This window comes from Microbacterium sp. Root53, from assembly GCF_001426925.1.
In the GTDB taxonomy this organism is placed as follows: Bacteria; Actinomycetota; Actinomycetes; order Actinomycetales; family Microbacteriaceae; genus Microbacterium.
In genome coordinates, this window is record NZ_LMFR01000009.1 from 1 (window position 1) to 23233 (window position 23233).

General features: G+C 72.6%; 23 protein-coding genes, 2 pseudogenes and 1 other annotated feature. Of the genes and pseudogenes, 12 read left to right on the forward strand and 13 right to left on the reverse strand.

The window, feature by feature from the left end:
- A pseudogene (locus ASD19_RS13925) lies at nt 1-1018 on the reverse strand (IS3 family transposase); the annotation flags it as partial.
- Nucleotides 605-739 (reverse strand) — a sequence feature (AL1L pseudoknot). (Overlaps the previous pseudogene by 135 nt.)
- Nucleotide 1019: 1 nt before the next feature.
- Between ASD19_RS13925 and ASD19_RS14255 the strand changes: the two are divergent.
- The 3 genes and pseudogenes from ASD19_RS14255 to ASD19_RS04105 all read left to right on the forward strand — a co-directional run.
- Nucleotides 1020-1133: pseudogene (locus tag ASD19_RS14255) on the forward strand (hypothetical protein); the annotation flags it as partial.
- 193 nt (nt 1134-1326) lie between these two features.
- On the forward strand, nt 1327-1713 hold the full coding sequence (locus ASD19_RS04100; protein WP_055988888.1) for a hypothetical protein: 387 nt from the start codon (nt 1327-1329) through the stop codon (nt 1711-1713).
- A gap of 20 nt (nt 1714-1733) precedes the next feature.
- Nucleotides 1734-1910, forward strand: a complete 177-nt coding sequence (locus ASD19_RS04105) for a hypothetical protein (RefSeq protein WP_156377103.1) — start codon at nt 1734-1736, stop codon at nt 1908-1910.
- Between the two features lie 70 nt (nt 1911-1980).
- On the opposite strand, the gene ASD19_RS04110 is transcribed toward ASD19_RS04105, so the two are convergent.
- Together ASD19_RS04110 and ASD19_RS04115 are read right to left on the reverse strand one after the other, a co-directional pair.
- Nucleotides 1981-3243 (reverse strand): Glu/Leu/Phe/Val dehydrogenase dimerization domain-containing protein, encoded by a 1263-nt coding sequence (locus tag ASD19_RS04110; RefSeq protein ID WP_055988890.1) that lies wholly within the window; start codon nt 3241-3243, stop codon nt 1981-1983.
- Nucleotides 3244-3406: 163 nt separating this feature from the next.
- Nucleotides 3407-3928, reverse strand: a complete 522-nt coding sequence (locus ASD19_RS04115) for an Lrp/AsnC family transcriptional regulator (protein ID WP_055988926.1) — start codon at nt 3926-3928, stop codon at nt 3407-3409.
- A 178-nt stretch (nt 3929-4106) separates the two neighbouring features.
- On the opposite strand from ASD19_RS04115, the gene ASD19_RS04120 reads away from it, so the two are divergent.
- The 5 genes from ASD19_RS04120 to ASD19_RS04140 all read left to right on the forward strand — a co-directional run bounded on the left by ASD19_RS04120 (nt 4107) and on the right by ASD19_RS04140 (nt 9041).
- On the forward strand, nt 4107-5084 hold the full coding sequence (locus ASD19_RS04120; protein ID WP_055988891.1) for an ABC transporter substrate-binding protein: 978 nt from the start codon (nt 4107-4109) through the stop codon (nt 5082-5084).
- Between the two features lie 7 nt (nt 5085-5091).
- On the forward strand, nt 5092-5991 hold the full coding sequence (locus tag ASD19_RS04125) for an ABC transporter permease (protein ID WP_055988892.1): 900 nt from the start codon (nt 5092-5094) through the stop codon (nt 5989-5991).
- Nucleotides 5991-6782: an ABC transporter ATP-binding protein gene (locus ASD19_RS04130; RefSeq protein ID WP_055988893.1), complete on the forward strand. Its 792-nt coding sequence runs from the start codon at nt 5991-5993 to the stop codon at nt 6780-6782. Before ASD19_RS04125 ends, ASD19_RS04130 begins: the two co-directional genes overlap by 1 nt.
- Before the next feature lie 72 nt (nt 6783-6854).
- Nucleotides 6855-7394 (forward strand): YaeQ family protein, encoded by a 540-nt coding sequence (locus ASD19_RS04135; RefSeq protein ID WP_055988894.1) that lies wholly within the window; start codon nt 6855-6857, stop codon nt 7392-7394.
- A gap of 120 nt (nt 7395-7514) precedes the next feature.
- Nucleotides 7515-9041: an ATP-dependent DNA ligase gene (locus ASD19_RS04140; RefSeq protein WP_055988895.1), complete on the forward strand. Its 1527-nt coding sequence runs from the start codon at nt 7515-7517 to the stop codon at nt 9039-9041.
- A gap of 160 nt (nt 9042-9201) precedes the next feature.
- On the opposite strand, the gene ASD19_RS04145 is transcribed toward ASD19_RS04140, so the two are convergent.
- The 3 genes from ASD19_RS04145 to ASD19_RS04155 all read right to left on the reverse strand — a co-directional run bounded on the left by ASD19_RS04145 (nt 9202) and on the right by ASD19_RS04155 (nt 12737).
- A complete protein-coding gene (locus ASD19_RS04145) occupies nt 9202-9759 on the reverse strand; it encodes a hypothetical protein (RefSeq protein WP_200941060.1) in 558 nt (185 codons plus the stop codon).
- Nucleotides 9756-10007 (reverse strand): DUF4242 domain-containing protein, encoded by a 252-nt coding sequence (locus ASD19_RS04150; protein ID WP_055988897.1) that lies wholly within the window; start codon nt 10005-10007, stop codon nt 9756-9758. The genes ASD19_RS04145 and ASD19_RS04150 overlap by 4 nt, the downstream gene beginning before the upstream one ends.
- Nucleotides 10008-10142: 135 nt before the next feature.
- Entirely contained in the window at nt 10143-12737 is a 2595-nt protein-coding gene (locus tag ASD19_RS04155; protein ID WP_055988898.1) for an ATP-binding protein, read from the reverse strand.
- Nucleotides 12738-12874: 137 nt separating this feature from the next.
- On the opposite strand from ASD19_RS04155, the gene ASD19_RS04160 reads away from it, so the two are divergent.
- Nucleotides 12875-13237 carry an ArsR/SmtB family transcription factor gene (locus ASD19_RS04160; RefSeq protein WP_055988899.1) on the forward strand — a complete coding sequence of 121 codons (363 nt, stop codon included), beginning with the start codon at nt 12875-12877 and terminating at the stop codon, nt 13235-13237.
- A complete protein-coding gene (locus ASD19_RS04165; protein ID WP_055988900.1) occupies nt 13234-14235 on the forward strand; it encodes a cation diffusion facilitator family transporter in 1002 nt (333 codons plus the stop codon). The genes ASD19_RS04160 and ASD19_RS04165 overlap by 4 nt, the downstream gene beginning before the upstream one ends.
- Nucleotides 14236-14238: 3 nt before the next feature.
- Here the strand turns inward: ASD19_RS04165 and ASD19_RS14260 are convergent, their stop codons facing one another.
- The 4 genes from ASD19_RS14260 to ASD19_RS04185 form a co-directional block, all read right to left on the reverse strand.
- Nucleotides 14239-14679 carry a hypothetical protein gene (locus tag ASD19_RS14260; protein ID WP_055988901.1) on the reverse strand — a complete coding sequence of 147 codons (441 nt, stop codon included), beginning with the start codon at nt 14677-14679 and terminating at the stop codon, nt 14239-14241.
- Between the two features lie 184 nt (nt 14680-14863).
- Entirely contained in the window at nt 14864-15718 is an 855-nt protein-coding gene (locus ASD19_RS04175; protein ID WP_082542965.1) for a prolipoprotein diacylglyceryl transferase, read from the reverse strand.
- Between the two features lie 4 nt (nt 15719-15722).
- Complete coding sequence (locus ASD19_RS04180; protein ID WP_055988902.1) at nt 15723-16031, reverse strand: hypothetical protein; 309 nt, start codon at nt 16029-16031, stop codon at nt 15723-15725.
- Entirely contained in the window at nt 16028-17656 is a 1629-nt protein-coding gene (locus tag ASD19_RS04185) for a radical SAM protein (protein ID WP_055988903.1), read from the reverse strand. The genes ASD19_RS04180 and ASD19_RS04185 overlap by 4 nt, the downstream gene beginning before the upstream one ends.
- 225 nt (nt 17657-17881) lie before the next feature.
- Between ASD19_RS04185 and ASD19_RS04190 the strand changes: the two genes are divergently transcribed.
- On the forward strand, nt 17882-18355 hold the full coding sequence (locus ASD19_RS04190; RefSeq protein WP_055988904.1) for a SixA phosphatase family protein: 474 nt from the start codon (nt 17882-17884) through the stop codon (nt 18353-18355).
- Between the two features lie 7 nt (nt 18356-18362).
- Here the strand turns inward: ASD19_RS04190 and ASD19_RS14265 are convergent, their stop codons facing one another.
- The gene (locus ASD19_RS14265) at nt 18363-19223 is read right to left on the reverse strand and encodes an IclR family transcriptional regulator (RefSeq protein ID WP_055988905.1); all 861 of its coding nucleotides are present in this window, start codon (nt 19221-19223) and stop codon (nt 18363-18365) included.
- A 168-nt stretch (nt 19224-19391) separates the two neighbouring features.
- Between ASD19_RS14265 and ASD19_RS04200 the strand changes: the two genes are divergently transcribed.
- A complete protein-coding gene (locus ASD19_RS04200) occupies nt 19392-20756 on the forward strand; it encodes an aminomethyltransferase family protein (protein ID WP_055988906.1) in 1365 nt (454 codons plus the stop codon).
- A gap of 60 nt (nt 20757-20816) precedes the next feature.
- Here the strand turns inward: ASD19_RS04200 and ASD19_RS04205 are convergent, their stop codons facing one another.
- Nucleotides 20817-21200: a hypothetical protein gene (locus tag ASD19_RS04205; protein WP_055988907.1), complete on the reverse strand. Its 384-nt coding sequence runs from the start codon at nt 21198-21200 to the stop codon at nt 20817-20819.
- 326 nt (nt 21201-21526) lie between these two features.
- Nucleotides 21527-23206, reverse strand: coding sequence for a thiamine pyrophosphate-dependent enzyme (locus ASD19_RS04210; RefSeq protein ID WP_055988908.1), 1680 nt, complete (start codon nt 23204-23206; stop codon nt 21527-21529).
- Nucleotides 23207-23233: the final 27 nt, after the last annotated feature.

A 23233-nucleotide genomic window follows, 5' to 3' on the forward strand; every position in this document is an offset into this window, starting at 1 on the left:
CCAGGGCGTTGTCATACGAATCGCCGACCGTTCCGATCGAGGGTGTCGCGCCGATCTCCGCGAGGCGTTCACCGTAGCGAATCGACGTGAACTGAGAGCCCGCGTCGCTGTGACAGCGCAGATCGGCGTGGTGGCGTCCGCGGGACCAGCGGGCCATCTCGATCGCGTCGAGGACCATCTCGGTGCGCATGTGGGACGCGACCCGCCAGCCCACAATCATCCTGCTGAACGCGTCGACGATGAAGCACACGTAAGCGACGCCGGCCCAGGTGGGCACGAACGTCAGCGTCACCCAGAGCCGGTTTGGTGCGGTCGCGGTGAACTCGCGCTTGACGAGGTCCGGSTGCCGCGCCGACGCCGGATCCGGGCGGGTGGTCTTCACCCGCTTCGACCGTCGGGCGCCCTCGATCCCCGCGACCCGCATCAGCCGGGCGGTCTGATCCCGACCGATCACGATCCTCGCTCGTCGGGCCGCCTTCCACAGCTTGCRGACCCCGTAGACGCGGTAGTTCATCTCCCACAGCTCGACCAGCCGCGGGATCAGCTCCTCGTCCCGCAGCGCGCGAGCCGAGGGGGCGCGGGTCTTCGCGGCGTAGTAGCTGCTCGGAGCCACCTGCAGCAGTCTGCAGATGAGCTCGACTCCGAGCCGGCGACCGTCGACCAGGTCGTCCTTGTTCGCGTCGATGAACGCGACTACTTCCGGTAGTGGCGGTCGAGCTCCGCCCCGAAGAAAGACGCCGCACGCTTGAGCACCTCGTTGGCGCGGCGAAGCYYCCGGTTCTCCTGCTCAAGCTCCCGCACCCGCTGCGCTTCGGCGCTGCTCACGCCCGGGGTGACGCCGTCGTCGATGTCGGCCTGCTTGACCCACATCCGCACGGACTCGACCCCGTAACCCAGCTGCGTCGCGACCCGCTGCACCGTCCCCTGCGTGACGCCGAGCTCAGCGCGCAGCGTCCTCACCATCCGCACCGCAGCGGCCTTCTCCTCGCTCGAGTAGCGACGCGTCGTCGGCTTCCCANAACGAGGACATGGTGATCGAGGAGGACGAGACCGAGACCCTCATCCAGGCGCTCGAGGCCGAGCTGCTGCGGCGCCGCTTCGGCCCGCCGATCCGCCTCGAGGTCACCGAGGATGCACCGTCCCCTGCGTGACGCCGAGCTCAGCGCGCAGCGTCCTCACCATCCGCACCGCAGCGGCCTTCTCCTCGCTCGAGTAGCGACGCGTCGTCGGCTTCCCAYTCGCCAGTTCCTTCGGCATGACTCCATCCTCGTTTCCAAGGTCAGGAGCCTCCAACAAACTCAGGGCGCTTCAGACTCGCCAGCCGCTGTGAAATCGAGCAATCGCGTAGCGAACGCGGTCGTCGCCTTCCGGGGGCGTCTCAGCATCGAGTCACGCCACGAGTCGAACGACGCGCGGCGCTGGGGGCAGGCGGCGACCGAGGTAGGAGAGAAGGTGTTCGCGTCGGCGTCCGAGGGTGCCGCGGTAGCCGCGCGGGTCGGAGCCTCCACGCTCGATCGGGCCACCGAAGCGTTCCGCGCGGTCGACCTCGATGGCGACGGTGTCCCAGACAGGCCTCGCGCGGCGGTTGCCGCTGAGGAAGCGCGTGCGGCTCTCAAGGGTGCGGCTGCCGGAGTCGCTGGGGCCCTCGGCACACTGTTCACGCGCAGGGAGTCCGTGGTGCCAGAGACGACCGAAGATGAGACGCGGCAGTGAGCGCGCCGGCGACGCCGGAGATGCCCAGCCTGGGTGACCTGCTGCTCGACGCGATGCTGCAGGTGCCGGGGCAGCTCTGGGCGGCGGTGCAGTTGAATCCCGGTCCTTGGGCACTCGTCGGTGCCATGTTCGCCGGCCTCGTGCTTCTCAAGTGGCTCGCCGGGCGTAAGCGACCGGGAGCGCCCCGCCGACGCTGATCCAGCCCCAGCACACGGGAGCGGCGGGGTCTGCCCGGCCCGCCGCTCCCGTGTGGGTCTCTCAGCGGCCTCAGCCGAGCTTGTCGAGCGCGACCTCGAGGGCGGCCGCGGCCAGGCGGGTGCGGGTCGCGCCGGTCGCGTGGACGTCTCGCAGCGCGGCGCCGATCGTGGCCGACACGTCGCCGAAGATGGCCTCGTCGGTGAGCGGCCCGGTGCCCTCCATGAGGTACGCGAACACGCGGGCCATGCCGGCGTTCGCGATGAAGTCCGGGATGACCGCGAGGCGCTCGTCCGCGTACGCGTAGGTCGCGCCGTAGAAGATCTCCGGATCGGCGAAGGGCACGTTCGCGCCGCTCGCGATCACCTGGACGCCGGCCGCGACGAGCCGGTCGATCTGCTCCCGGGTGACCAGGCGCGACGCCGCGCACGGCACGAACACGTCGGCGGGCGTGTCCCAGATGCGGGCATCGACCTCGTCGAACGGCAGCAGGTCGTCGGCGGCCAGCGCGTTGCCCTGCTTGCGCAGGTACAGCTCGCGCACCTCCTCGCGCTCCATCCCGTCGGGGCGGATGACGCCGCCCGCCCGGTCGATCACGCCCACGATGCGCGCGCCCGCGTCGGCCAGGAACCATCCGGCGGCCGAGGCGACGTTGCCCCAGCCCTGCACGAGCACGCGCTTGCCCGCGAGGTCCTCGCCGGTGAGCGCGCAGTGGTGGCGCACCGACTCGGCCACGCCCCATCCGGTCACGAGGTCGGCGACCGTGTAGCGGCGCTCCGGCGACGGCGTGAAGCGGGGATCGGCGACCACGCGCGAGACCCCGTCGCGGAGGCGGCCGATGCGGCGCACGCGGTGCGCGTCCTCGCCGGTCGCGCCGCCGTAGTGGCCGTTCGCGACGCCCTCGAGCGGGTGCCACACTCCGAGCGGCTCGGTCGCCGGCACGACGTCGGCGAGCTCGTCGACGTTGAGGTCGCCGCCCGTGCCGTAGTAGGTCTTCAGCAGCGGCGCGACCGCGCGGAACCAGCGGTCCAGCACCTCGCGGCGCCGCGGGTCGCGCGGGTCGAAGTCGATGCCCGACTTGGCGCCGCCGGTCGCCGGGCCCGACACCGTGAACTTGACCTCCATGGTCTTCGCCAGCGACACCACCTCGTCGCGGTCGAGACCGGCGCGCATCCGCGTGCCGCCGCCCGCGGCGCCGCCGCGCAGCGAGTTGATCACCAGCCAGCCCCGCGCCGGGGTCTCGGCGTCCTTCCACTCGAAGACGATCTCGGGGTGCTTCCCCTCGAAGGCCTTCAGTCGCTCCAGGACCGTGACGCCGCCATCGCCGTCGCTCATCACCCGTGCACACCTCTCCATCGATCGCGCCCCCTCGTCGGGGCGCCGAACACGAACACGGATGATGATCCGTGCCGCCGAAGGGCTTTGCAACTGTGCTTCGGATCGCTGCTCAGTCTGTACAGGATGTCGACTGACCGCGGACCACAGCTATGCAGACTGTCTAGCGTGCACCCGCGCGCGCGGGGGTGCGGCGGCCGTCCGTCCGGCTCGGCTCGACACCCGCCGCCAGTGCGAGCAGCGGCAGGGTCTTGCCCTCGAAGCACGTCGTCAGGATGAGCTCGCTGCGCGTGCGCTGCACGACCGGGATCGCCGCGATCCGGTCGATCACGTCCTGCAGGTCGGCGTTGCTGCGCACCACGATCCGGGCCAGGATGTCCGCCTCGCCCGCCGTCGTGTACGCGTCGATGATCTCGGGGATCGCCTCGAGCGTCGCGTGCAGCGCCTCGCGCCCGGCGCCCTGCTCGATCTGGATCTCGCACATCGCCATCACCCCGAACCCGAACGCGGCGGGGTCGAGCTGCGGCGCGTCGGATCGGATGACGCCCGCCGCGTGCAGCTTGTCGAGCCGGGCCTGCACGGTCGCGCGGGCGACGCCGAGGCGGCGCGAGACCTGCACGATGCTGATGCCGGGGTCGCTGCTGAGCAGGCTGACGATGTCATGATCGAGCGGATCGAGCTTCATGGCGCCGACCATACAACCTGACTAGTTCCGGTGATAGAGCGCCGGTGATCCTGTGCAGTCTGCTCGTTCATCCGGATGCTGATTGTCATGCGATCCGCGGATCCGTATCGTTGCCGCCGCAATGGCGCAGACGCTCCTCCCGCATCGCCGCAGGAGGGCCACAGGAGGCAACACACCCATGAACGCACGCATCGTCCCGGCCGCGCTCGCGGCCCTCGGGCTGCTCACTCTCACCGCATGCGGATCCGGCGGCGGCGCCCCGGAGGGCGCGCCCGGCGCGCTCCGCATCGGCATCTCGCAGATCGTCCAGCACCCCGCGCTCGACGCGGCGCGCGAGGGCTTCAAGCAGGCGCTCGAGGACGCCGGCATCGAGGCGGTCTACGACGAGCAGAACGCGCAGGGCGAGCAGGCGACCGCGACGACCATCGCGACCACCTTCGCCACAGAGGGCGTCGACCTCGTGCTCGCGATCGCGACCCCCACGGCGCAGGCCGCTGCGCAGTCGATCGCCGACATCCCCGTGCTGTTCACGGCGGTCACCGACCCGGTCGAGGCCGGACTGGTCGCCAGCTTCGACGCCCCGGGCGCGAACCTCACCGGCACGAGCGACATGAACCCCGTGGCCGAGCAGATGGACCTGATCGCCGAGGTTCTGCCCGACGCCGAGCGCGTGGGCATCGTGTACAGCTCGGGCGAGGTCAACTCCGAGATCCAGGTCGGCCTGGCCAAGGAGGCCGCCGAGGAGCTCGGCCTCGAGATCGCCGAGGCCACCGTGACGAACTCGAGCGAGGTCGGCCAGGCCGTCGCGTCGCTCGGCGACGTCGACGCGATCTACGTCCCGACCGACAACCGCGTGGTCGAGGGCCTCGAGGCCGTGGTGCAGCACGCCGAGGCGAACGGAATCGCGCTGTTCGGCTCCGAGATGAGCCAGGTCGAGCGCGGCGCGATCGCGACCTACGGCATCGACTACACGGCGCTCGGCTACCAGACCGGCGAGATGGCCGTCCGCGTGCTGACCGACGGCGCGGACCCCGCCGAGATGCCCGTCGAGACGCTCGCGAAGTACACCCTGGTGATCAACGAGGCCGCAGCCGAGCGCCAGGGCGTCGAGCTGCCGGCCGCGGTCGTCGAGCGCGCCGACGAGATCGTGGAGTGACGCGGCCATGTCCGGCACGCTCGAACTCGGGCTCCTGTTCGCGATCACCGCGCTCGGGGTCTACCTCACCTTCCGGGTGCTGAACTTCCCCGACCTGACGGTCGACGGCAGCTTCACGACCGGCGCCGCCGTCGCGGCCTCGCTCATCGTCGGAGGCGTGCCCGCTCCGCTCGCCACCCTCGCCGGCACGGCGTCGGGCGCGGTCGCGGGCGCCGTGACCGGCCTGCTCTACACGAAGGGCCGGATCGACGGCCTGCTCGCCGGCATCCTGACGATGATCGCGCTGTGGTCGATCAACCTGCGGATCATGGGCAAGTCCAACGTGCCGCTGCTGCGCGAGGACACGGTCATGACCCCGCTGCGCGAGGGCGGCCTGCTCGGCTCACCCGTCGCGATCCTGCTGTTCGCGGTCGGGGTGTTCCTGCTCAAGGCCCTGATCGACTGGTTCCTGCACACCGACCTCGGCCTCGCGATCCAGGCGACCGGCAACAACGAGCAGATGATCCGCAGCTTCGGCGTGAACACCCACGGCACGACCATCCTGACGCTCGCGCTGTCGAACGCGCTCGTCGCGCTGAGCGGCGCGCTGATCGCCCAGTACCAGGGCTTCGCCGATGTCAGCATGGGCATCGGCCTGATCCTGGTCGGCCTCGCGTCGGTCATCATCGGTCAGGCGATCTTCGGCACGCGGACGGTCATCCTCGCGACGCTCGGCGTGATCGCGGGCGCCGTGCTCTACCGACTCGTGATCTTCTTCGCACTCGCCGCGGGGCTCAACCCGAACGACATGAAGCTCATCTCGGCCGTTCTCGTGGTGGCGGCGCTGCTGCTGCCGCGATGGGGCTTCCTCAAGCGGCTGCCGAAGCTTCGCTTCGCCGCCGCCCGCGGATACGGAAAGGCCGCCTGATGCTGCGCATCCACGACGTCACGAAGACGTTCTTCCCCGGCACGGTCAACGAGCGCGTCGCGCTCGACGGGCTGTCGCTCACGCTCGAGGCCGGCGACTTCGTCACCGTGATCGGCAGCAACGGCGCCGGCAAGTCCACGCTCATGAACGCGATCTCGGGCCGGATCCCCGCCGACACGGGCACGATCGAGATCGACGGCCGCAGCGTCGGGCGCCTGCCCGATCACCGCCGCGCGAGCTTCGTCGGCCGGGTGTTCCAGGACCCGATGGCCGGCACCGCCCCCGACCTCACGATCGAGCAGAACCTCGCACTCGCCCTGCGGCGGGGGCGCGGCCGCGGCCTCGCGATGGGCGTCACTCGCGGGCGCCGCGAGCTGTTCCGCGACGAGCTGCGCGCGCTCGAGCTCGGCCTCGAGAACCGCCTCAAGGCGCGCGTGGGCCTGCTCTCCGGTGGTCAGCGCCAGGCGCTGTCGCTGCTCATGGCGAGCTTCACCAAGCCGGACATCCTGCTGCTCGACGAGCACACCGCGGCGCTCGACCCGCAGCGCGCCCAGCTCGTGACTCAGCTGACGAAGAGCATCGTCGAGCGCGACGGCCTGACGACGCTCATGGTCACGCACAACATGGAGCAGGCGCTGCAGCTCGGCAATCGGCTCGTGATGATGCACGAGGGCCGGATCATCCTGGAGCTCGACGCGCGGCAGAAGCGCGAGGCGACGGTCGAGTCGCTGCTGGGCGAGTTCGCCAAGATCAAGGGCGCCGTGGTCGACGACCGGACCCTGCTCGGCTGAGGCCCGTGCCCTGCGAGACCCCCTCCGCGTGAGGGGGTCTCGTGCATCCGGGTTCCCGTAGGCTCGACGCTCATGGCCCTCGGCGCGACGATGCACACCTTCGACGTCCAGCTCGCGGATGTGGACCGCGGCGTCTACGACGAGCTCTCGCTCCGGGTGGCGCGGCATCCGTCCGAGACCGACGCCTTCATGGTGACACGCCTGCTCGCGTACTGCCTCGAGCACCAGGAGGGCATCGCGTTCAGCGAGGGCCTCTCGCAGACGGATGAGCCCGCGGTCGTCGTGCGCGATCTCACGGGCGCGCTCGTCGCGTGGATCGAGGTGGGCGCGCCGGATGCCGAGCGGCTGCACTTCGGCAGCAAGGCCGCCGAGCGCGTCGCGGTCTACACGCACCGCGACCCGGAGAAGGTGCTCGCGCAGTGGGCGGGCAAGCGCATCCACCGTTCCGAGCACCTCGTGCTGCGCAACTTCGACGCCGGGTTCGTCGACGGCGCGGTGGCCGCGCTCGCGCGCCGCAACGCCATGACGCTGTCGGTGACCGAGGGGCAGCTCTACCTCGACCTCAACGGCACCTCGCTGACCTCCGGCCTGCACGAGCACCGGATGGAGTGACGCCCGCGCATCGCGTGTGAACCGGTGCCGTCCGGCCCGTTTGGGCGTGGATAAGGGCCGAAGCGCACCGGAACCCTGCGGGTCGGGCGCCGTGTCCCCGCCCGGGTGCATGATGGGCGCATGCGGCTGAGCGCACTGGTCGAGGCGACCGACGCGGCGGCGGCGACGTCGTCGCGGCTCGCGAAGATCGCCGCGCTCGCCGCCGTGCTGCGGGAGCTCGAGCCCGACGAGATCGGGCCCGCGATCGGGTTCCTCACCGCGAGCCCGCGGCAGGGGCGGATCGGCGTCGGATGGCGCGGGCTGGCGAGTCTGGCGGTCGAACACGCGGATGCGCCGACCCTGACCGTGCTCGACGTCGACGCGGCGCTCGACCGGCTCGCCGCGGCCGAGGGGCGCGGCTCGGTGGACGCGCGGCGGCGCGAGCTCGAGGGCCTCGCCGGGCGCGCGACGGCGCCGGAATGGGACTTCGTGTCGCGGGTCATCCTGGGCGAGCTGCGCACCGGCGCGCTCGAGGGCGTGCTGCTGGATGCGATCGCGAAGGCGGCGGAGCGGGAGGCCCCGAGCGTGCGGCGGGCCGCGATGCTGTCGGGCGACCTCGGCGAGACCGCGCGCATCGCGCTGACCGGCGCGGCCGAGGAACTCGAGGCGGTGGGGCTCCGGGTCGGCCGGCCCGTGATGCCGATGCTCGCGTCGACCGCGGGCTCCACGGCCGAGGCGCTCGCGACGCTGGGCCGCGAGGCGTCGGTCGAGTACAAGCTCGACGGCGCGCGCATCCAGGTGCATCGCGACGGCGACGACGTCCGGATCTACACGCGCAGCCTCGCCGACGTGACGCACCGCGTGCCCGAGATCGTCGAGGCGGTCCGTGCGCTGCCGGCCGAGCGGGTCATCCTCGACGGCGAGACGCTGTCGCTCGACGAGGACGGCGGGCCCCGCCCGTTCCAGGAGACGATGTCGCGCTTCGGGTCGGAGGCCGCCGCGGCCGTCGCGCTGCGGCCGTGGTTCTTCGACATCCTGCACCTGGACGGGCGCGACCTGATCGACGAGCCGCTGTCGACGCGGCTCGAGGTGCTGGAGAGCGTGGTCGGCGCATCGCGGATGCCCGGGATCGTCACGGATGACCCGGATCGCGCCGAGGAGTTCTCGCGGCAGGCGCTCGCCGCGGGCCACGAGGGCGTCATGGTGAAGGCGCTCGACTCGCCCTACGCCGCCGGGCGGCGCGGCAAGAGCTGGCTCAAGGTCAAGCCGGTGCTCACGTTCGACCTCGTCGTGCTCGCCGTCGAGTGGGGGTCGGGGCGTCGCCGCGGCCAGCTGTCGAACCTCCACCTCGGCGCGCGGGACCCCGAGGGCCGGTTCGGCGAGCCGGGCGGCTTCGTGATGGTGGGCAAGACCTTCAAGGGGCTGACGGACGCGACGCTGCGCTGGCAGACAGAGCACTTCCCCACGATCGAGACGCACCGCACCGCCTACGCCGTGCACGTGCGCCCTGAGACCGTGGTCGAGATCGCGATCGACGGCGTCCAGCGCTCCAGCCGCTACCCCGGCGGCATCGCGCTCCGCTTCGCCCGCGTGAAGGGCTACCGCCCCGACAAGCGCCCCGCCGAGGCCGACACGATCGAGTCGCTCCGCGCGCTGCTGCGCGGGTGATCCGGGGCCCCGGCGCGTCCACGGGAGGGGATCCCGGCTTCTCAGGGCCTGGATGCGCAGCATGGCCCTGAGAAGCCGGGATCCCCTGATGAAGCGGGTGCGATCCGGACCTTACCGCGCGGAATAGGGGCCGGATCGCACCGGAACGGCGGCGGCCGTCTCACGGGCAGTCGACGCGCGGGTTCCAGTCCTCGAACATGCCGTCGGGGTTGTGCTTCCAGAGCCACACGTGCAGCTCGTAGAACGCGGGCAGCCCGTAGCGGTTCTGCGCCGCGGGCTCGTTCGGACCGGGCATCCGGTGCAGCGTCTGCCCGAACAGCTCCGGCACGACGCCGCCGAGCATGGACTCGAAGGCGACGTACTCCACCGCGACGAGGTGGAGGCGGCCGTGCCTGTCGGGCTCGTACACCAGCACCTCGGGCATCGCGGGATCCAGCGCCGGGTCGAGCACCAGGTCGACGTCGACGTAGTGGATGCCCATCCCGCCCGCGGGCGAGTCGATGCACGCGATGCCGGCGGCGTCGACGAGCTCGCCGTAGCCGGCGGCGATGGCGGCGTCGACATCGGCGAAGCGGGCGGTCGCGGCCCGCACCTCGGCGAGCTCGGACTGGGACGTGAGGTCGCCGGAGCCATGCGCGTGGGCGGCCGGAGCCGCGCCGGCGAGCAGCAGCGCCGCGGCGAGCAGCGCTCCCGCGAGGCGCATCCGCGCGCGCATCACGCACCTTCCTTCACGGGGAAGATCTCGTCGGCGACGAGCCCGTGCGCCTCGCGGTGCACGCGGTTGGCGGCCTCGGCGTCGGGGGCGTCGACCAGGCAGAAGATCCTGCCCGCGCCCTCGTCCACCCAGTACCGCAGGTACTGCACGTCGTGCGCGGCCTGCGTCTGCAGGTCGGCGGCATGCGCCTTGGCGACGTCGTCCATGCTCACGGCCGAGCCGAGCGTGTGGACGTCCATGTAGAGAGGCATTCCGTGCTCCTTTCCGAGCGGTCGATCCGATGCCTCCAGCACAGCCCGCACGCGCGCGCGGCGGATCGGCGACCGGTGCCCGGTTTCCGGATCGCGGTTGCCCGGTTTTCGACGACGGATTCAGCCGGCGACGGTTCAGCCCGCGACGGGGACCAGACCCGTGCGGCGCGCGGCCTCCGCGGCCTCGGCGCGCGAGGCGACACCGAGCTTCGCGAGGATCGCCGACACGTGGTGGTCGACCGTGCGCACCGACAGCACGAGGCGGCGGGCGATCTCCTCGTTGCTGAGGTGCTCGCACAGCAGCGCCAGCACATCCTGCTCGCGGCGCGTCAGGTGCGCCGGGTGCGCCCGGGTGGCGGATCGGGATCCGGCGGGGATCGCGCGCAGGCCGAGCTCCCGCATCCGGCGCCGCACGGCCCGCACAGCGGCGGTCGCGCCGAGCCGGTCGAACCGCGCGATCGCGTCGCGCAGGTCGGCCTCGTCGTCGGAGAACGCGAGCACGAGGGCGGCGTGGTTCACGTATCCGATGCGCTCCCACGCGGCCACGGCCTCGCGGCGCCTGCCCGCGAGCTCGTGGCGCGGCGCGTCCCAGACGTCGGCGGCGTCGATGTCGCGGGCGGCCGGGCCCAGCAGCCGGTGCGCCCATTCGAGCACCGAGTCGCGGATGCATCCCACGGTCCCGGGTGCGAGGTCGAGCGCGCGGGCGGCCTCGCGTCGCGCGGCGTCGAGGTCGCCGGCCAGCCAGTGCGCCTCGACGAGGTTCAGCGCCGACTGCACCTCGTACTGCGGCTGGCCCGAGCCGCGTGCGATCGCATCGGCCTCGCGCAGCAGCTCCATGCCTCGCGGCTCCCCGCGCCGGGACCGGATGCGCCCGGCCACCGACAGGCACGTGTACCGGTTGAGGGGCGTGAGCGGCATGCCCGCGGTGCCCTCCGCCATGTCCAGCGCCTCGTCCCAGTCGCCGCGCCATTCCACGATCTCGGCGTGCTCCATCCGCAGGCACCATCCGAAGCTGAGCGCGTCGTGGGCCTCGCAGAACGCCCAGCCCTCCTCGTACACGGCGATGGCCTCGTCGATCCGCTGCTCGGAGCCGAGCGCCCAGTGCAGGTTGTTGAACGCGCGCCCGGCCTGGTCGGCGACGCCGCCCTCGAGCGCGAGGCGCAGCGCCTCGCGCATCGGCGGCTCCCAGTCCCCGCCCGTCACGGCGAGCGAGCACGCCAGGGTGTCCAGCGCGTCGGCCTGCACCCCCGGAAGGCCGAGCCTCTCGCCCAGCGCCTGGGCCCGGCGCGCGAGCACGACGGCGTCGTCGTCGCGACCGTTGAGCATCCGGTCGCCGGCCAGCTGCGCCAGCGCCGCCGCGTACTCGCGGGTGTCGCCGTGCGCCTGGAGCAGCTCGAGCGCGCGCTCCGCGGTCGCCGTCGCGCCGGTGCCGTCCGCGACGCGGAGCTGCGCGCGGGCGAGACCGCGCAGGCTGTCGCCCTCGCGCACGGTGTCGCCGAGCCCGCGCCACAGCTCGCTCGCCTGACGCCGCGCATCCAGGGCTCGCTCTCCCTGGTCGACCACGGCGGCCTCGGCAGCGAGCGCGTCGAGGAGCTCCGCCCGTTCGCGCTCCGGCAGCCCGTCGGCGTGACGCAGGGCACGCTCGAACTGGACGAGCGCCTCCCGGTGCGCGCCCAGGGCGGCCGCCTCGCGACCGGCGCGGCGCGCGTGCGCCACGGCGCGCGCGGCGTCGCCCGCGCCCTCGGCGTGGAACGCGAGCCGTGCCGGATGCGCGACCTCGAGCTCTTCCAGCGCGGTGAGGATCGCGCGGTGCAGCGCCTGTCGCCTGTGGGGCGGGATCGCCTCGTCGACCGCCCGGCGCGCCAGCTCGTGCCGGAAGGCGAACGCGTCGGTCGTGGCGCGGATGACGCCGCAGGTCAGCATCTCGTCGACGTCGCGCGGCGCCGCCGAGCCGACCCGGCCGAGCAGCGCGGGCGGCACCGTGAGGCCGATCAGGGCGGCCGCGTCGAGCGCCTCGCGCGCGGGAGGCGAGAGGCGTGCCGCGCGGGCGAGTACCAGCTCCCGGATGGACGACGGCATGCCGTCGCCGGGCCCGGATCGCAGCAGCTCGCTCACGAAGAACGGGTTGCCGCCGGTCGCGCGGAACAGCTCGCCGCCGTCGACGCCCCGCCCGGCGGCGAGCGCGTCGACCGCGTGCGCCGACAGCGGAGGCAGGTCGATGCGCCGGGTGGTGCGCATCGCGCCGAGCTGGGCGAGCACCTCGAGCAGACGTGGCCGCGGCTCGTCGTCGCGGAACGTCGCGATCAGCAGCACCGGCAGGTCGCGCACCCGGCGCCCGAGGAAGCGCAGCAGGTCGAGCGTGGCGTCGTCGGCCCAGTGCACGTCCTCGAACACCGCGCAGGTCGGGGCACCGCCGCCCGCGAGCGCCTCCCGCGCCGCGTCGAAGAGGCGCTCGCGCGGGGCGCCGTCGCGGCACATCCGGTCGAGCTCCGGATCGAGCTGCGGCGCGAGATCGACCAGTGCCCCGAGGGGTCGCGGCGTCGTCAGCGGATCGCACGCACCCCAGGCCCAGCGGGCGCCGGGCACTCTCCGCTCGAGCGCCTCGACCAGCGTCGACTTGCCCACGCCGGCCTCGCCCGCGACGAGCACGAGGCGCCCGGCGCCGGCGGCCGCCTCGGCCGCGTACTCCTGCAGGGCCCCGAGCTGCGCGTCGCGCTCGAGCAGATCCATGCGCGAAGGCTACTCCCGAGCGCTCGTCACGGATACGGGCCGGCCACGCCACGGGATCCCCGGTTCTCAGGGCCGGATGCGCCGGATGGACCTGAGAAGCCGGGGTCCCCGGACGAGGACTCTGCAATAATCTGCGTATGAATGCAGATAAGCGGACATGCGGGCGGCTGCCGGACAGCTCGTTCGTCGAGCTCGCGGTCGAGGTGTTCGGGATGCTCGCGGACCCGACGCGCGTGCGGCTCATCCTGGCGCTCAAGGAGCACGGCGAGCTGTCGGTGAACCACCTCGCCGACATCGTCGACAAGAGCCCCGCCGCGGTCTCGCAGCACCTCGCGAAGCTGCGCCTGGCGCGCATGGTCGCGACGCGGAAGGACGGCACGCGCATCTTCTATCGCCTCGTGGACGAGCACGCCGCGAAGCTCGTGACCGAGGCGATCTTCCAGGCCGAGCACGCGCTCGGCACGCCGCACCACCACCGCGCCGAGGCGGCGACGCCGTGACCGCGCACGCCCACGAGCACCCGCACGACCACGATCACGGCGACCACAGCCACGGCCACGCTCACCCGCGCGGCATCCGGGGCTTCCTGCACGAGCTGTTCGTGCCGCACACGCACGACCCGGCCGACTCGGTCGACGACGCGCTCGAGGCGAGCGCGCAGGGCATCCGCGCGCTCCAGGTGAGCCTGGTCGCGCTGCTGCTGACGACCGTGCTGCAGCTGGTCGTCGTGCTGATCAGCGGATCCGTCGCGCTGCTCGCCGACACCGTGCACAACTTCTCGGACGCGCTCACGGCCGTGCCGCTGTGGATCGCGTTCCTGCTCGGCCGCCGCGCGGCGACCCGGCGCTATCCGTACGGCTACGGCCGCGCGGAGGACCTCGCGGGCCTGTTCATCGTGTTCGTCGTCGCGCTGTCCGCCGTCGTGGCGGCGTGGCAGTCGATCGACCGGATCGTCCACCCGCAGCCGCTCGAGAACCTCGGCTGGGTGATCGCGGCCGGGGTGATCGGCTTCCTCGGCAACGAGGCCGTCGCGATCTACCGGATCCGGGTCGGCCGGCGCATCGGATCGGCCGCGCTCGTCGCCGACGGCGTGCACGCCCGCACCGACGGGTTCACCTCGCTCGCGGTCGTGCTGGGCGCGCTCGGCGTGATGGCGGGCTTCCCGCTCGCCGACCCGATCGTCGGCATCCTGATCTCGCTCGCGATCGTCGTGCTTCTGTGGGGGACGGTGCGCAGCGTCGGGCGCCGCATCCTCGACGGCGTGGAGCCCGAGCTGCTGGACCGCGCCGAGCACGCCCTCGCCCACGTCGACGGGATCGACCGCGTCGAGCAGGTGCGCCTGCGCTGGGTCGGCCATCGCCTGCGCGGGGACGCGCTGATCGCGCTGACGGATGTGCCGCTCGCCGAGGCCGAACGGATCGCGGCCGAGGCCGAGCGGCAGGTGCACGCGCACATCCGCGGTGTCGACGAGTTCCGCATCACGCCCGTGACGGCGTAGGCGTCAGTAGTTCCCCATCACCGCCACGCACACGCCGAAGAGCACGATCGGCGCGATGGCGATGCTGCACAGCATGCCGGTGCCGATCGCCCGACCGGGTCGCCAGACCAGCAGCCCGATGCCGCCGAGCGCGATCACGGCGAGCAGGCCGCTGCCCACGAAGAATCGCCACTGCTCCCCGCCGCTCAGCCAGACGAGCACGGCGACGACCTCCAGCACCACCCCGGCGCCGAAGCCCGCCAGCACGCCCCAGCCGAACGAGAGCCCGAACAGCCCGCGCGGCTCGGGTGGCGGAGCGTAGCCGTACGGCGCGCCCGGCGGGGCGTACCCCGGCGCGTAGGACTGCGGGTGGGGCGGGGAGCCCGGATGGCCCGGCTGGCCTCCATACGGCGCGGCGGCGTCGGCGGGCGCGGCGGCGGGTGCCCCGGGCGCCCCCGGCGGCACCTCCGGCGGATGCGCGCCGGGTGGGATGGGCGGCTTCGGCGGCGGCGGCTGCGGCGACGGAGGGACCGGCGGGGGCGGCCCCGGCTGGGGCGCGACGGGCGGATGCTCCGGCGGGGCGGGAGGAATCGGGGTTCCCGGCGCGTGCGGGACCGGCGAGCCGGGCTGATCCGGCTCTGTGGGGTGGTCAGGCGTGCTGTTCACTCGTCGCCGTCCTCTCTGACGTGGCGGATGCGGGGATGGCCTCGGGGCCGAGCCCCGATGCGGTCGGTGCGGTGCGGAAGCGCCCGGTGCGGATCATCCACGCGATCCGGGCGAACAGGAGGGGCATGGTCGCCAGCAGGAACAGCTGCGGCCGGGTGAGGCCGAGCCACGCGATGTCGTTGCCGCGCACGAACTCCACGGCGAAGCGGAAGACCCCGTACGCCGCGATGTACAGCGTGAGCGTCTCGCCCGGCGCGATCGACCGGTGCCGGAGCCAGAACCACAGCAGCGCGAACGCCACGGCGTGGAACGCGATCTCGTACACGAAACTCGGGTGCAGCGGCACGCCGGCGACCGACCCCGTGTACGCGGCGGCATCGGCGTCGAGGACGACGCCCCACGAGGCCCCGGTGGGCGTGCCCGGCTCCTCCGTGAGCAGGCAGCCGATCCGCCCCACGGCCATCGCGAGCGCCACGGCGGGCGCGAACAGGTCGCCCGTGCGGTGCGGGTAGCGGACGATGCGCTTGGCCACGTGCACCCCGAGCCACGCGCCGACCAGCGCCGAGAGCATCGAGGCGTTGCCGTACGCGAGCTGGTCGACCAGGCTCAGGTTCTTCGCCGGGTCGAGGTTCTGGGCCCACGTGCCCAGCCGCGCGAGCACGGACGCCCCCACCAGCGCGCCGAGCACGAGGTACCAGATGCGGTGGTCCGACACCCGGCGGCGCCGCTTCTCGGTCACGAAGATCAGGCCCGCAGCGAGCATCCCGAGCGCGACGAACGCCGAGTGGTTGTCGACGCGCGGCAGCCAGCCGGCGAGGTCCTGCAGCGTCGGGAACATCGCGTCACCCCAGCAGGCGCATCCAGAGCCCCACCCACAGCGGGATGGCGGCGGCCGACAGGAGCGCGATCACCCACAGGTACAGCAGCACCAGGCGGGTGTCGCCGAGCTTGCAGCGCGAGCGCAGCAGCCCCGCGCGGCGGGCGCGGGTGTAGCCGGCGATCGCGATGCCCGCGAAGGCCAGCACCGCGAGCGGGCCGAGCAGACACGCGAGCAGCGCGACGGTCGTGTACACGCAGAGCCGCAGCGGATCGAACGACGGCACCGGATCGCCGACGGTCGCGTCGTACTGGTTCAGCCCGTGCACGCTCATGTGGCCACCACCGGAAGCTCGCGGCGCGTCTCGCGCACCGGGGTCAGCGTCTCGGCCCGGTCCCGCGATCCGGTCGCGGTCGACAGGCGCGTGCGGCCCAGCGGCGCCCACGCCTGCACGGCGCAGAACGGCGCGCACTGGTGCGCATCCGTGGTCTCGTTCACGGTCGCCACGTGCACGCAGCACTGCGTGAGCCGCTCCTCGATCATCGTGTGGATGTCCATGAACGGCTTGATCGTGATCCGCTTGACGCGCTCGCCCATCATCCGGCGCAGGCGCTCGTGCTGACCCGGCAGGCGCGAGGCGGCGAGAGTCGCGAGGGTTCCGATGCCCAGGTCGCACGCCTGGCAGATGTCGCGCCAGATGTCGGTCATGGACGGGTGCGACAGCGACGACTGCTCGCTCAGCAGGTCGAGCAGCGACGTCTTGACGACCTCGCGGATGCGCCTGTTGACCTGCGAGTCGGCGATCCGGTTGGCGATCAGGTCGGGCTCGAGATCGAGGAACTGCTTGAGCCGGTCGTGGCCGATCAGCCCGACGAGCGACTTCCACTCGCCCGCGTCGTCCTTCAGCAGATACCCGACCGAGCAGCAGTGCGGATGGCTGCACGGCAGCGCCGTGAGGTCGCGCCACGTCACGAGGTCGTCGGTCTGCGGCCCCAGCCGCGCGAGCACGCCCGTGTGGGTGAGGCGGTCATCCGGATCGATCCCCGCCGAGCGCCCCGAGCCGAACACGGGCTGGATCGTGACGCCGCCCACGAACGGGGTGTCGAGCGCGCGGCGGATCACGGCGCCGATCTCGCCGTCGTTCACCCCGAGCGCGGCCGTCATCGTCAGGGTCGTGAAGACGCCCGCCGCCGACAGCCGCTCGAGCGCGCGCTCCTTGAACCGCCGGATGTCCGCACCGCGGTGGTACGCCGACGCCTCCTTGGACTCACCGTCGTACTGCAGGTAGATCTCGATCCGCTGCCGGTGCTTCCTGAGCACCTCGACGAACGCGTCGTCCTGCGCGATCCGGAGCCCGTTCGAGTTGATCAGGATGCGCACCACCGGGCGCGCGACCAGGTGCTCGAGAAGCTGCTCGAGCCACGGGTACAGCGTCGGCTCGCCGCCCGAGAGCATCAGCACATCGATGCGGCCGTTCTCCTTGGCCAGGCGCGCGTCCACCGACGCGAGCACCTCGGCGAGGGGAGCGACCGCGCTCGCCGCGGGGCTCGACTCGGCGAAGCAGGTGGGGCAGCGCAGGTTGCAGTGATCGGTGATGTCCTCGAGCAGGATGCACGTGTGCTGCGTCTGCATCTGCGGCAGGCCGTCCTCATACGCCGACGGGACCGGCTTGAAGTTGCCGATGAGATCGGGCGCGTGCACCTTGGTCGGCGCGGTCCACTGCTCGAGGTACGTGAGGATCTCGGCCGACTCGTCGTACATCGTGCGGATCAGCCCGTGATCGGGGCATCCCCGCTCGAGCCAGATGCGTCCGTCCCGGTTCGCGAGCCACCCCGACAGCCGCCGCACCTCCGAGAGCGGGCGATCCGGATCCTCCTCGTGGCAGCGCGGGCAGAACGCGTTGACGTACCGGTGGATGCGGTAGTCCCGCAGCGGCATCCCGGCGCTGGGCTGGCTCATGCGATCACCCTAGGCCCGGGCGTCCCGCCGCGTCTGTCCTCCGTTCGGCGGCGCGCGGGTCGGGCGGGCGTTTCGTCTCCGCTCCTTCGTCGCTCCGCTCAACGACCGGGCGCTCTCGGTCGTTGAGCGGAGCGAGCGCCAGCGAGCGGAGACGAAACGCGTCGAAGCATCCCGCGGCAGGAGTAGCGTCGAGGACGTGACGGGCTCGATGGAACGGACGACGCCGTGACCACGCTGGTGCTGGTGCGGCACGCGAAGTCGGACTGGGGCGATCCGCGGCTCGACGACCACGACCGCCCGCTGAACGACCGGGGCCGAAGGGATGCGCCGCGCATGGCGCGCCGGCTGGCCGAGACGGGCTTCCGCCCCGACGCGATCCTGTCGAGCACCGCGCTGCGCGCACGGACCACAGCCGAGGCGTTCGCCGCCGAGCTCGGCGTGCCGGTGGCCCTGGATCCCGGCCTGTACGGCGCGCCCGCCCGCGCGCTGCTCGCCGCCGCGGCGGCCACGGGGCTGCCCGCCGTGATGGTGGTCGCGCACGACCCGGGGATGACCGCGCTCGCCGAGGAGCTGTCCGACGGCGCCATCGGCCACATGCCGACCTGCGCGGTCGCGACCTTCACCTGGGACGAGGACGACTGGGACGTGGCGACCGCGATCGAGCCGTCGTCCTGGACGTTCGACTCGCCGCGATCCTGACGAGCTGTCAGCGCGCGCGGGCGCGGCGCTCGAGGTACTGCATCGACTGCGCCGACGAGGAGACGAGCGCGCGCAGCGAGCCGCCCGGCAGCGCGCGCGGGTGGCCGGCCGGCAGGTAGGCGCGCAGCAGCGCATCCGAGATGCGGTGCGCGGTCTCCTGCAGCAGCGCCGCGAGGCGCCGGGGCGACGCGCCGTCGTTCGGGACGACCGCCCCGAGCGCGCCCACCACCACGTCCTCCGACCCGCGCACCGGCACGGCCAGCCCGCGCGAGGCCGGGTGGATCCAGCCCTCCGCGTCGGCGTACCCGTGCGCGCGCGTCGCGTCGACCGCCGCGCGCAGCTGCTCGGCGGTCTGCGGCCCGGCGGACGTCATCGGCCGGATGCCGCCCTCCAGCACCGCGTCGAGCAGGCCCGGCTCGCCGAAGGCCAGGAACACCAGGCCGCTCGACGACAGCTGGATCGGGATGCGCCCGCCCACGATCGACCCGTTGATCACCGCATCCGGGGCGGAGATCCGCTCGATGATCAGCACGTCGGTGTCGATCCGCACCGCCAGCTGCACGTGCTGCCCGACCTCGTCGTGCAGGCGGCGCAGGTAGGGCTCCGCGATCTCGCGCAGGCCGAGGGCGCCGGGCGTCTTGCTGCCGATCTCCCACAGCCGGTTGCCCAGCCGGTACGTGCGTCCGGCGACGGGCTCGAGCAGGCCGTGCGCCACGAGCTCCGTCACGATGCGATGCACCGACGACAGGGGGATGCGCGAGCGCCGGTGGATCTGCGTGAGCGTGAGGAACGGCGCGTCGGCCGCGAACGCGTCGAGCACCGCCAGCACGCGCGTGAGCGCGGAGGCTCCGTCGGACGATCTCGCCATCCGGACCTCCTGGGATGCTTCGGCGGTTTCGACTCGGTCGCTGGCGCTCCCTCGCTCAACCAGCATGGGGAACGCTTCCGTTGAAAGGAAGAGGCGATTCCGATCGCGGTGCGCGGTTCCTAGGCTGACCGGCGACATCCTGACCCGCATCGATCGAAGGAGATCGACATGTCCGAGACACTCGCACAGGGGCTCGCCCGCGTCGGGGATCCGGTCGAGCTGCTGCGCAACGTGGACTACCCGGCGTTCACGTTCCCGGTGCATCCGGAGTTCAGCAACTGGCGCTCCGAGTCGCGGTCGTGGAACGAGACCGTCGCGCTCATGGACCAGTCGCACCACATGACCCAGCTGTTCCTCACGGGCGATGACATCGCCGAGGTGCTGAGCCCGATCGCGGTGAACACGTTCACGAACTTCCGGCCCGGCGTCGCCAAGCAGCTCATCTCGGTGGATCACGAAGGTCACGTGATCGGCGACGGCATCCTGTTCAACCTGAACCACGCGACCGCGCAGGGCGAGACGGTCGTGCTGATCGGCCACCACGTGCTGATCGACTGGGTGCGATTCCACGTCGAGCGTTCGGGCAAGGACGTCCGGTACCGCCTCGAGGGCAACTCGAACATGCGCGAGGGTGACCCGACGTTCTACCGCTACGAGCTGCAGGGCCCGCGCGCGCACGACGTGCTCGAGAAGCTGCTGGGCGGCCCCGTGCCCGAGGTGAGGTTCTTCCACATCCACGACTTCGCGTTCGCGGGCACGACGGTCCAGGGGCTCCGGCACGGCATGGCCGGGCAGCCCGGCTTCGAGTTCTTCGGCCCGTACGCCGAGGGCGAGACGGTGCGGCAGGCGCTGCTCGATGCGGGCGCGGAGTTCGGCATCGTGCGGATCGGCGCCAAGGCGTACTCGGTCACGCCGCTCGAGTCGGGCTGGGTGCCGACGCCGTTCCCGGCGATCTTCGGCGACGACCCGCTGTTCGTCGAGTACCGCGAGTGGCTGCCGCTGGCCCGCACCGGATCGATCGGCGGATCGCTGCACGCGCCGGTCGAGGACTTCTACCTGACCCCGTACGACCTGGGCCTCGGCCGCTCGGTGAAGTTCGACCACGACTTCATCGGCCGCGAGGCGCTGGAGCGGATCGCCGAGTCGCCCGCGCGCCGCAAGGTCACGCTGATCTGGGACGCCGCGGACGTCGCGGAGGTCGTCGAGTCGCAGCTCACGCCCGGCACGCCGGCCAAGTACCTCGAGTTCCCCAAGGCGCGCTACGGGTTCTACCAGTTCGACGAGGTGCGGCAGGACGGCCGCCGCGTCGGCGTCTCGACCGACGCGGGGTACGTCGCGTACGACCAGCTCTACCTGTCGCTCGCGTCGGTCGACGTGGACGTGCCCGACGGCGCGCGCGTCGAGGTCGTGTGGGGCGAGGAGCCGAACTCCCGCAAGAGCAACGTCGAGCCGCACGTGCAGGCCCGCATCGGCGCCACGGTCGCCCCCGCGCCGTACCACCACTACGCGCGCACGACCTACCGCGACCTGTGACACCCGGCCGTGGCCCCGACCTGCCGCATCGTTCCGGCAGGTCGGGGCCACGAGCGCCGGTCAGGCGGTGGCGTCGTCCTCGCCCTCGGCCTGCGAGGGGTGGCCCTCCGGGCGGAGCGTGTCCGCGTCGTGCGGGTCGTCGGGGTCCTCGCCCTCGGCCTGCGAGGGGTGCTGGCCGCCGCCGTAGCTGTACTCGTGGTGGCCGCCCACCTCGCCGCCGCCCAGGGTCGCGCCGCCCTGGTTGGCGTCCTCGACGCCGAGGTCCGCGCCTCCGCCGGCCGGCGGGACGTCCGTCGGCGGGTCGGCCATGCCGGGCTCGTCGTCCAGCTCGGCGGGACCGTCCTCGATCACCGGGTCCTCACCCGTCGAGAGATCCGGATCCTCGCTGACGAGGTCGTCCTCCGGGCCGCGGTGCTCGTTCGGGTCGGTCGTGTTCTCGCTCATGTGGCACCTCCATTCGGTGCCGCCAGCGTCGCGCGGCGCGCCGCGCCCGCGCCAGGGGATTGACACGGCACGCGGCCGGCATCCGGAGACGGGAGACGTGGATGCCGGCCGCGCGTGTGGTGCCCGGACATGACGCGGCGCGCGGGCGTCCGTGCTCCGCGCGCCGCGACCGAACCGGGCGGTTCAGGGGATCAGAAGTCCTCGCCCTCGGCCTGCGAGGGGTGCCTGTCGAACCAGTAGGGGCGGCCGAGGTGGAGGAGGGCGTCGGTGTCGAACTCGTGCTTCATGGGTGTTCTCCGTTTCGTGAGCGGCGGATGGGGTGACGGTCAGTACGCCTGGGCGCGCTGACCGACGATCAGGTGGATGAGGGCGAAGCGGCCCTCGCGCTGGGCCTTGAGCGCCGCGGCGACGGCGGCGGGCACGTCGGCGTCGCGCTCCACGCGCACGCCGAAGCCGCCGAAGGCGACCGCCATGGCGGCGAAGTCGGGGTTCACGAGCTGGGTGCCCGAGATGCGGCCCGGGTGGTGGCGCTCCTGGTGCGTGCGGATGGTGCCGTACTCCTGGTTGTCCATCACGACGACCAGGGGAGCGGCGCCGTACTGCCGCGCGGTCGCGAGCTCCTGGCCGTTCATGAGGAACTCGCCGTCGCCCGCGATCGTGACGATCTGGCGGCCGGGGAAGCGCAGCGACGCGGTGACGGCCGAGGGGATCGAGTACCCCATCGAGCCGTTGCCCGCGCTCACCATGGCCGGATACTGACGGACCGGGAAGTAGCGGTGCGCCCAGTTCGTGTGCTCGCCCGCGCCCAGCGTGACGAGCGCGTCGTCCTGCAGCTGCGGCACGAGGTGCGCCATGAGCGTGTCCATGCGGGCGGGCGCCTCGGCGTCGGTGCGCGCGGGCGGAAGGGCCGCGAACTCCTCCTGCTGGCCGCGCATCCGCGCTGTCCACTCGGCCCACTCGGGCTTGGTGGGCACGTCCAGCGCCTGCAGGTCGCGGACGAACGCGCTCGGCTTGGCGACGATCTGGTGCGACACGGCGCCCGAGCGCCCGCGCAGCGAGGCGTCCATCGTGATCAGGAAGTTGCGGCGGTGCCAGCCCTGGCGGGCGATGTAGCCGCTGGTCAGCACGTCGCCGGGGACCGTGCCGACGAAGACCAGCAGGTCGGTCTCCTCGAACAGGTCGTAGGTGGGCTTGGGGCGGCCGTACCCGATGGGGCCGACGTAGCTCGGCGAGTCGAAGCCCACGACGCCCTCCGTGCGCCACTCGGCGGCCGCGGCGATGCCGTGCTTCTCGAGCCACGCGGTCAGCTGCGCCGACGCCTCGGGGGTCCAGTCGCTGCCGCCCGTGACGAACAGGGGCTTCTCGGCCTCGCGCAGCGCCTCGGTGAGCGCGGCCGCGTCGGAGATCGAGACGCCGCCGGCGGCGACCGGGATCGGCGGATGCACCGTGACGGGCACCTCGCGCCGGATGACGTCCTCGGGCAGGCCGACGACCACCGGGCCGGGGCGGCCGGAGCGGGCCGCGAAGATCGCCTCGGCGACGGTCTCGGAGGCGCGCTCGGCCGAGTCCAGCACCAGCACGCGCTTGGCGCCCTTGTCGAACCAGCCGTGGATGTCGAACTCCTGGAACGCCTCGCGGCCGCGGTGGTCCATCGGGATGAGCCCGACGAACAGCACGAGCGGGGTGGAGTCCTGCCAGGCCGTGTGGAGCCCCACCAGAGCGTTCGCCGCGCCGGGGCCGCGCGTCACCATGACGATGCCGGGCAGGTCGCTGAGCTTGCCCTCGGCCTCGGCCATGTATGCGGCGCCGCCCTCCTGGCGGCACACGATCGTCTCGATCGACGAGGCGTGCAGGCCGTCGAGCACCTCGAGGTAGCTCTCGCCCGGTACGACGTACGCGCGCGGGATGCCGTGCTCCTCGAGCGTGCGGACGATCGCGTGGCCGGCGGTCTCCGTGGTCGGCAGGGCGGGGGCCGTCGTGGCCGGGGTCTCCAGAATGCTCGTCATCGTCGCTCCGGGATGTCGGTGGGGTGG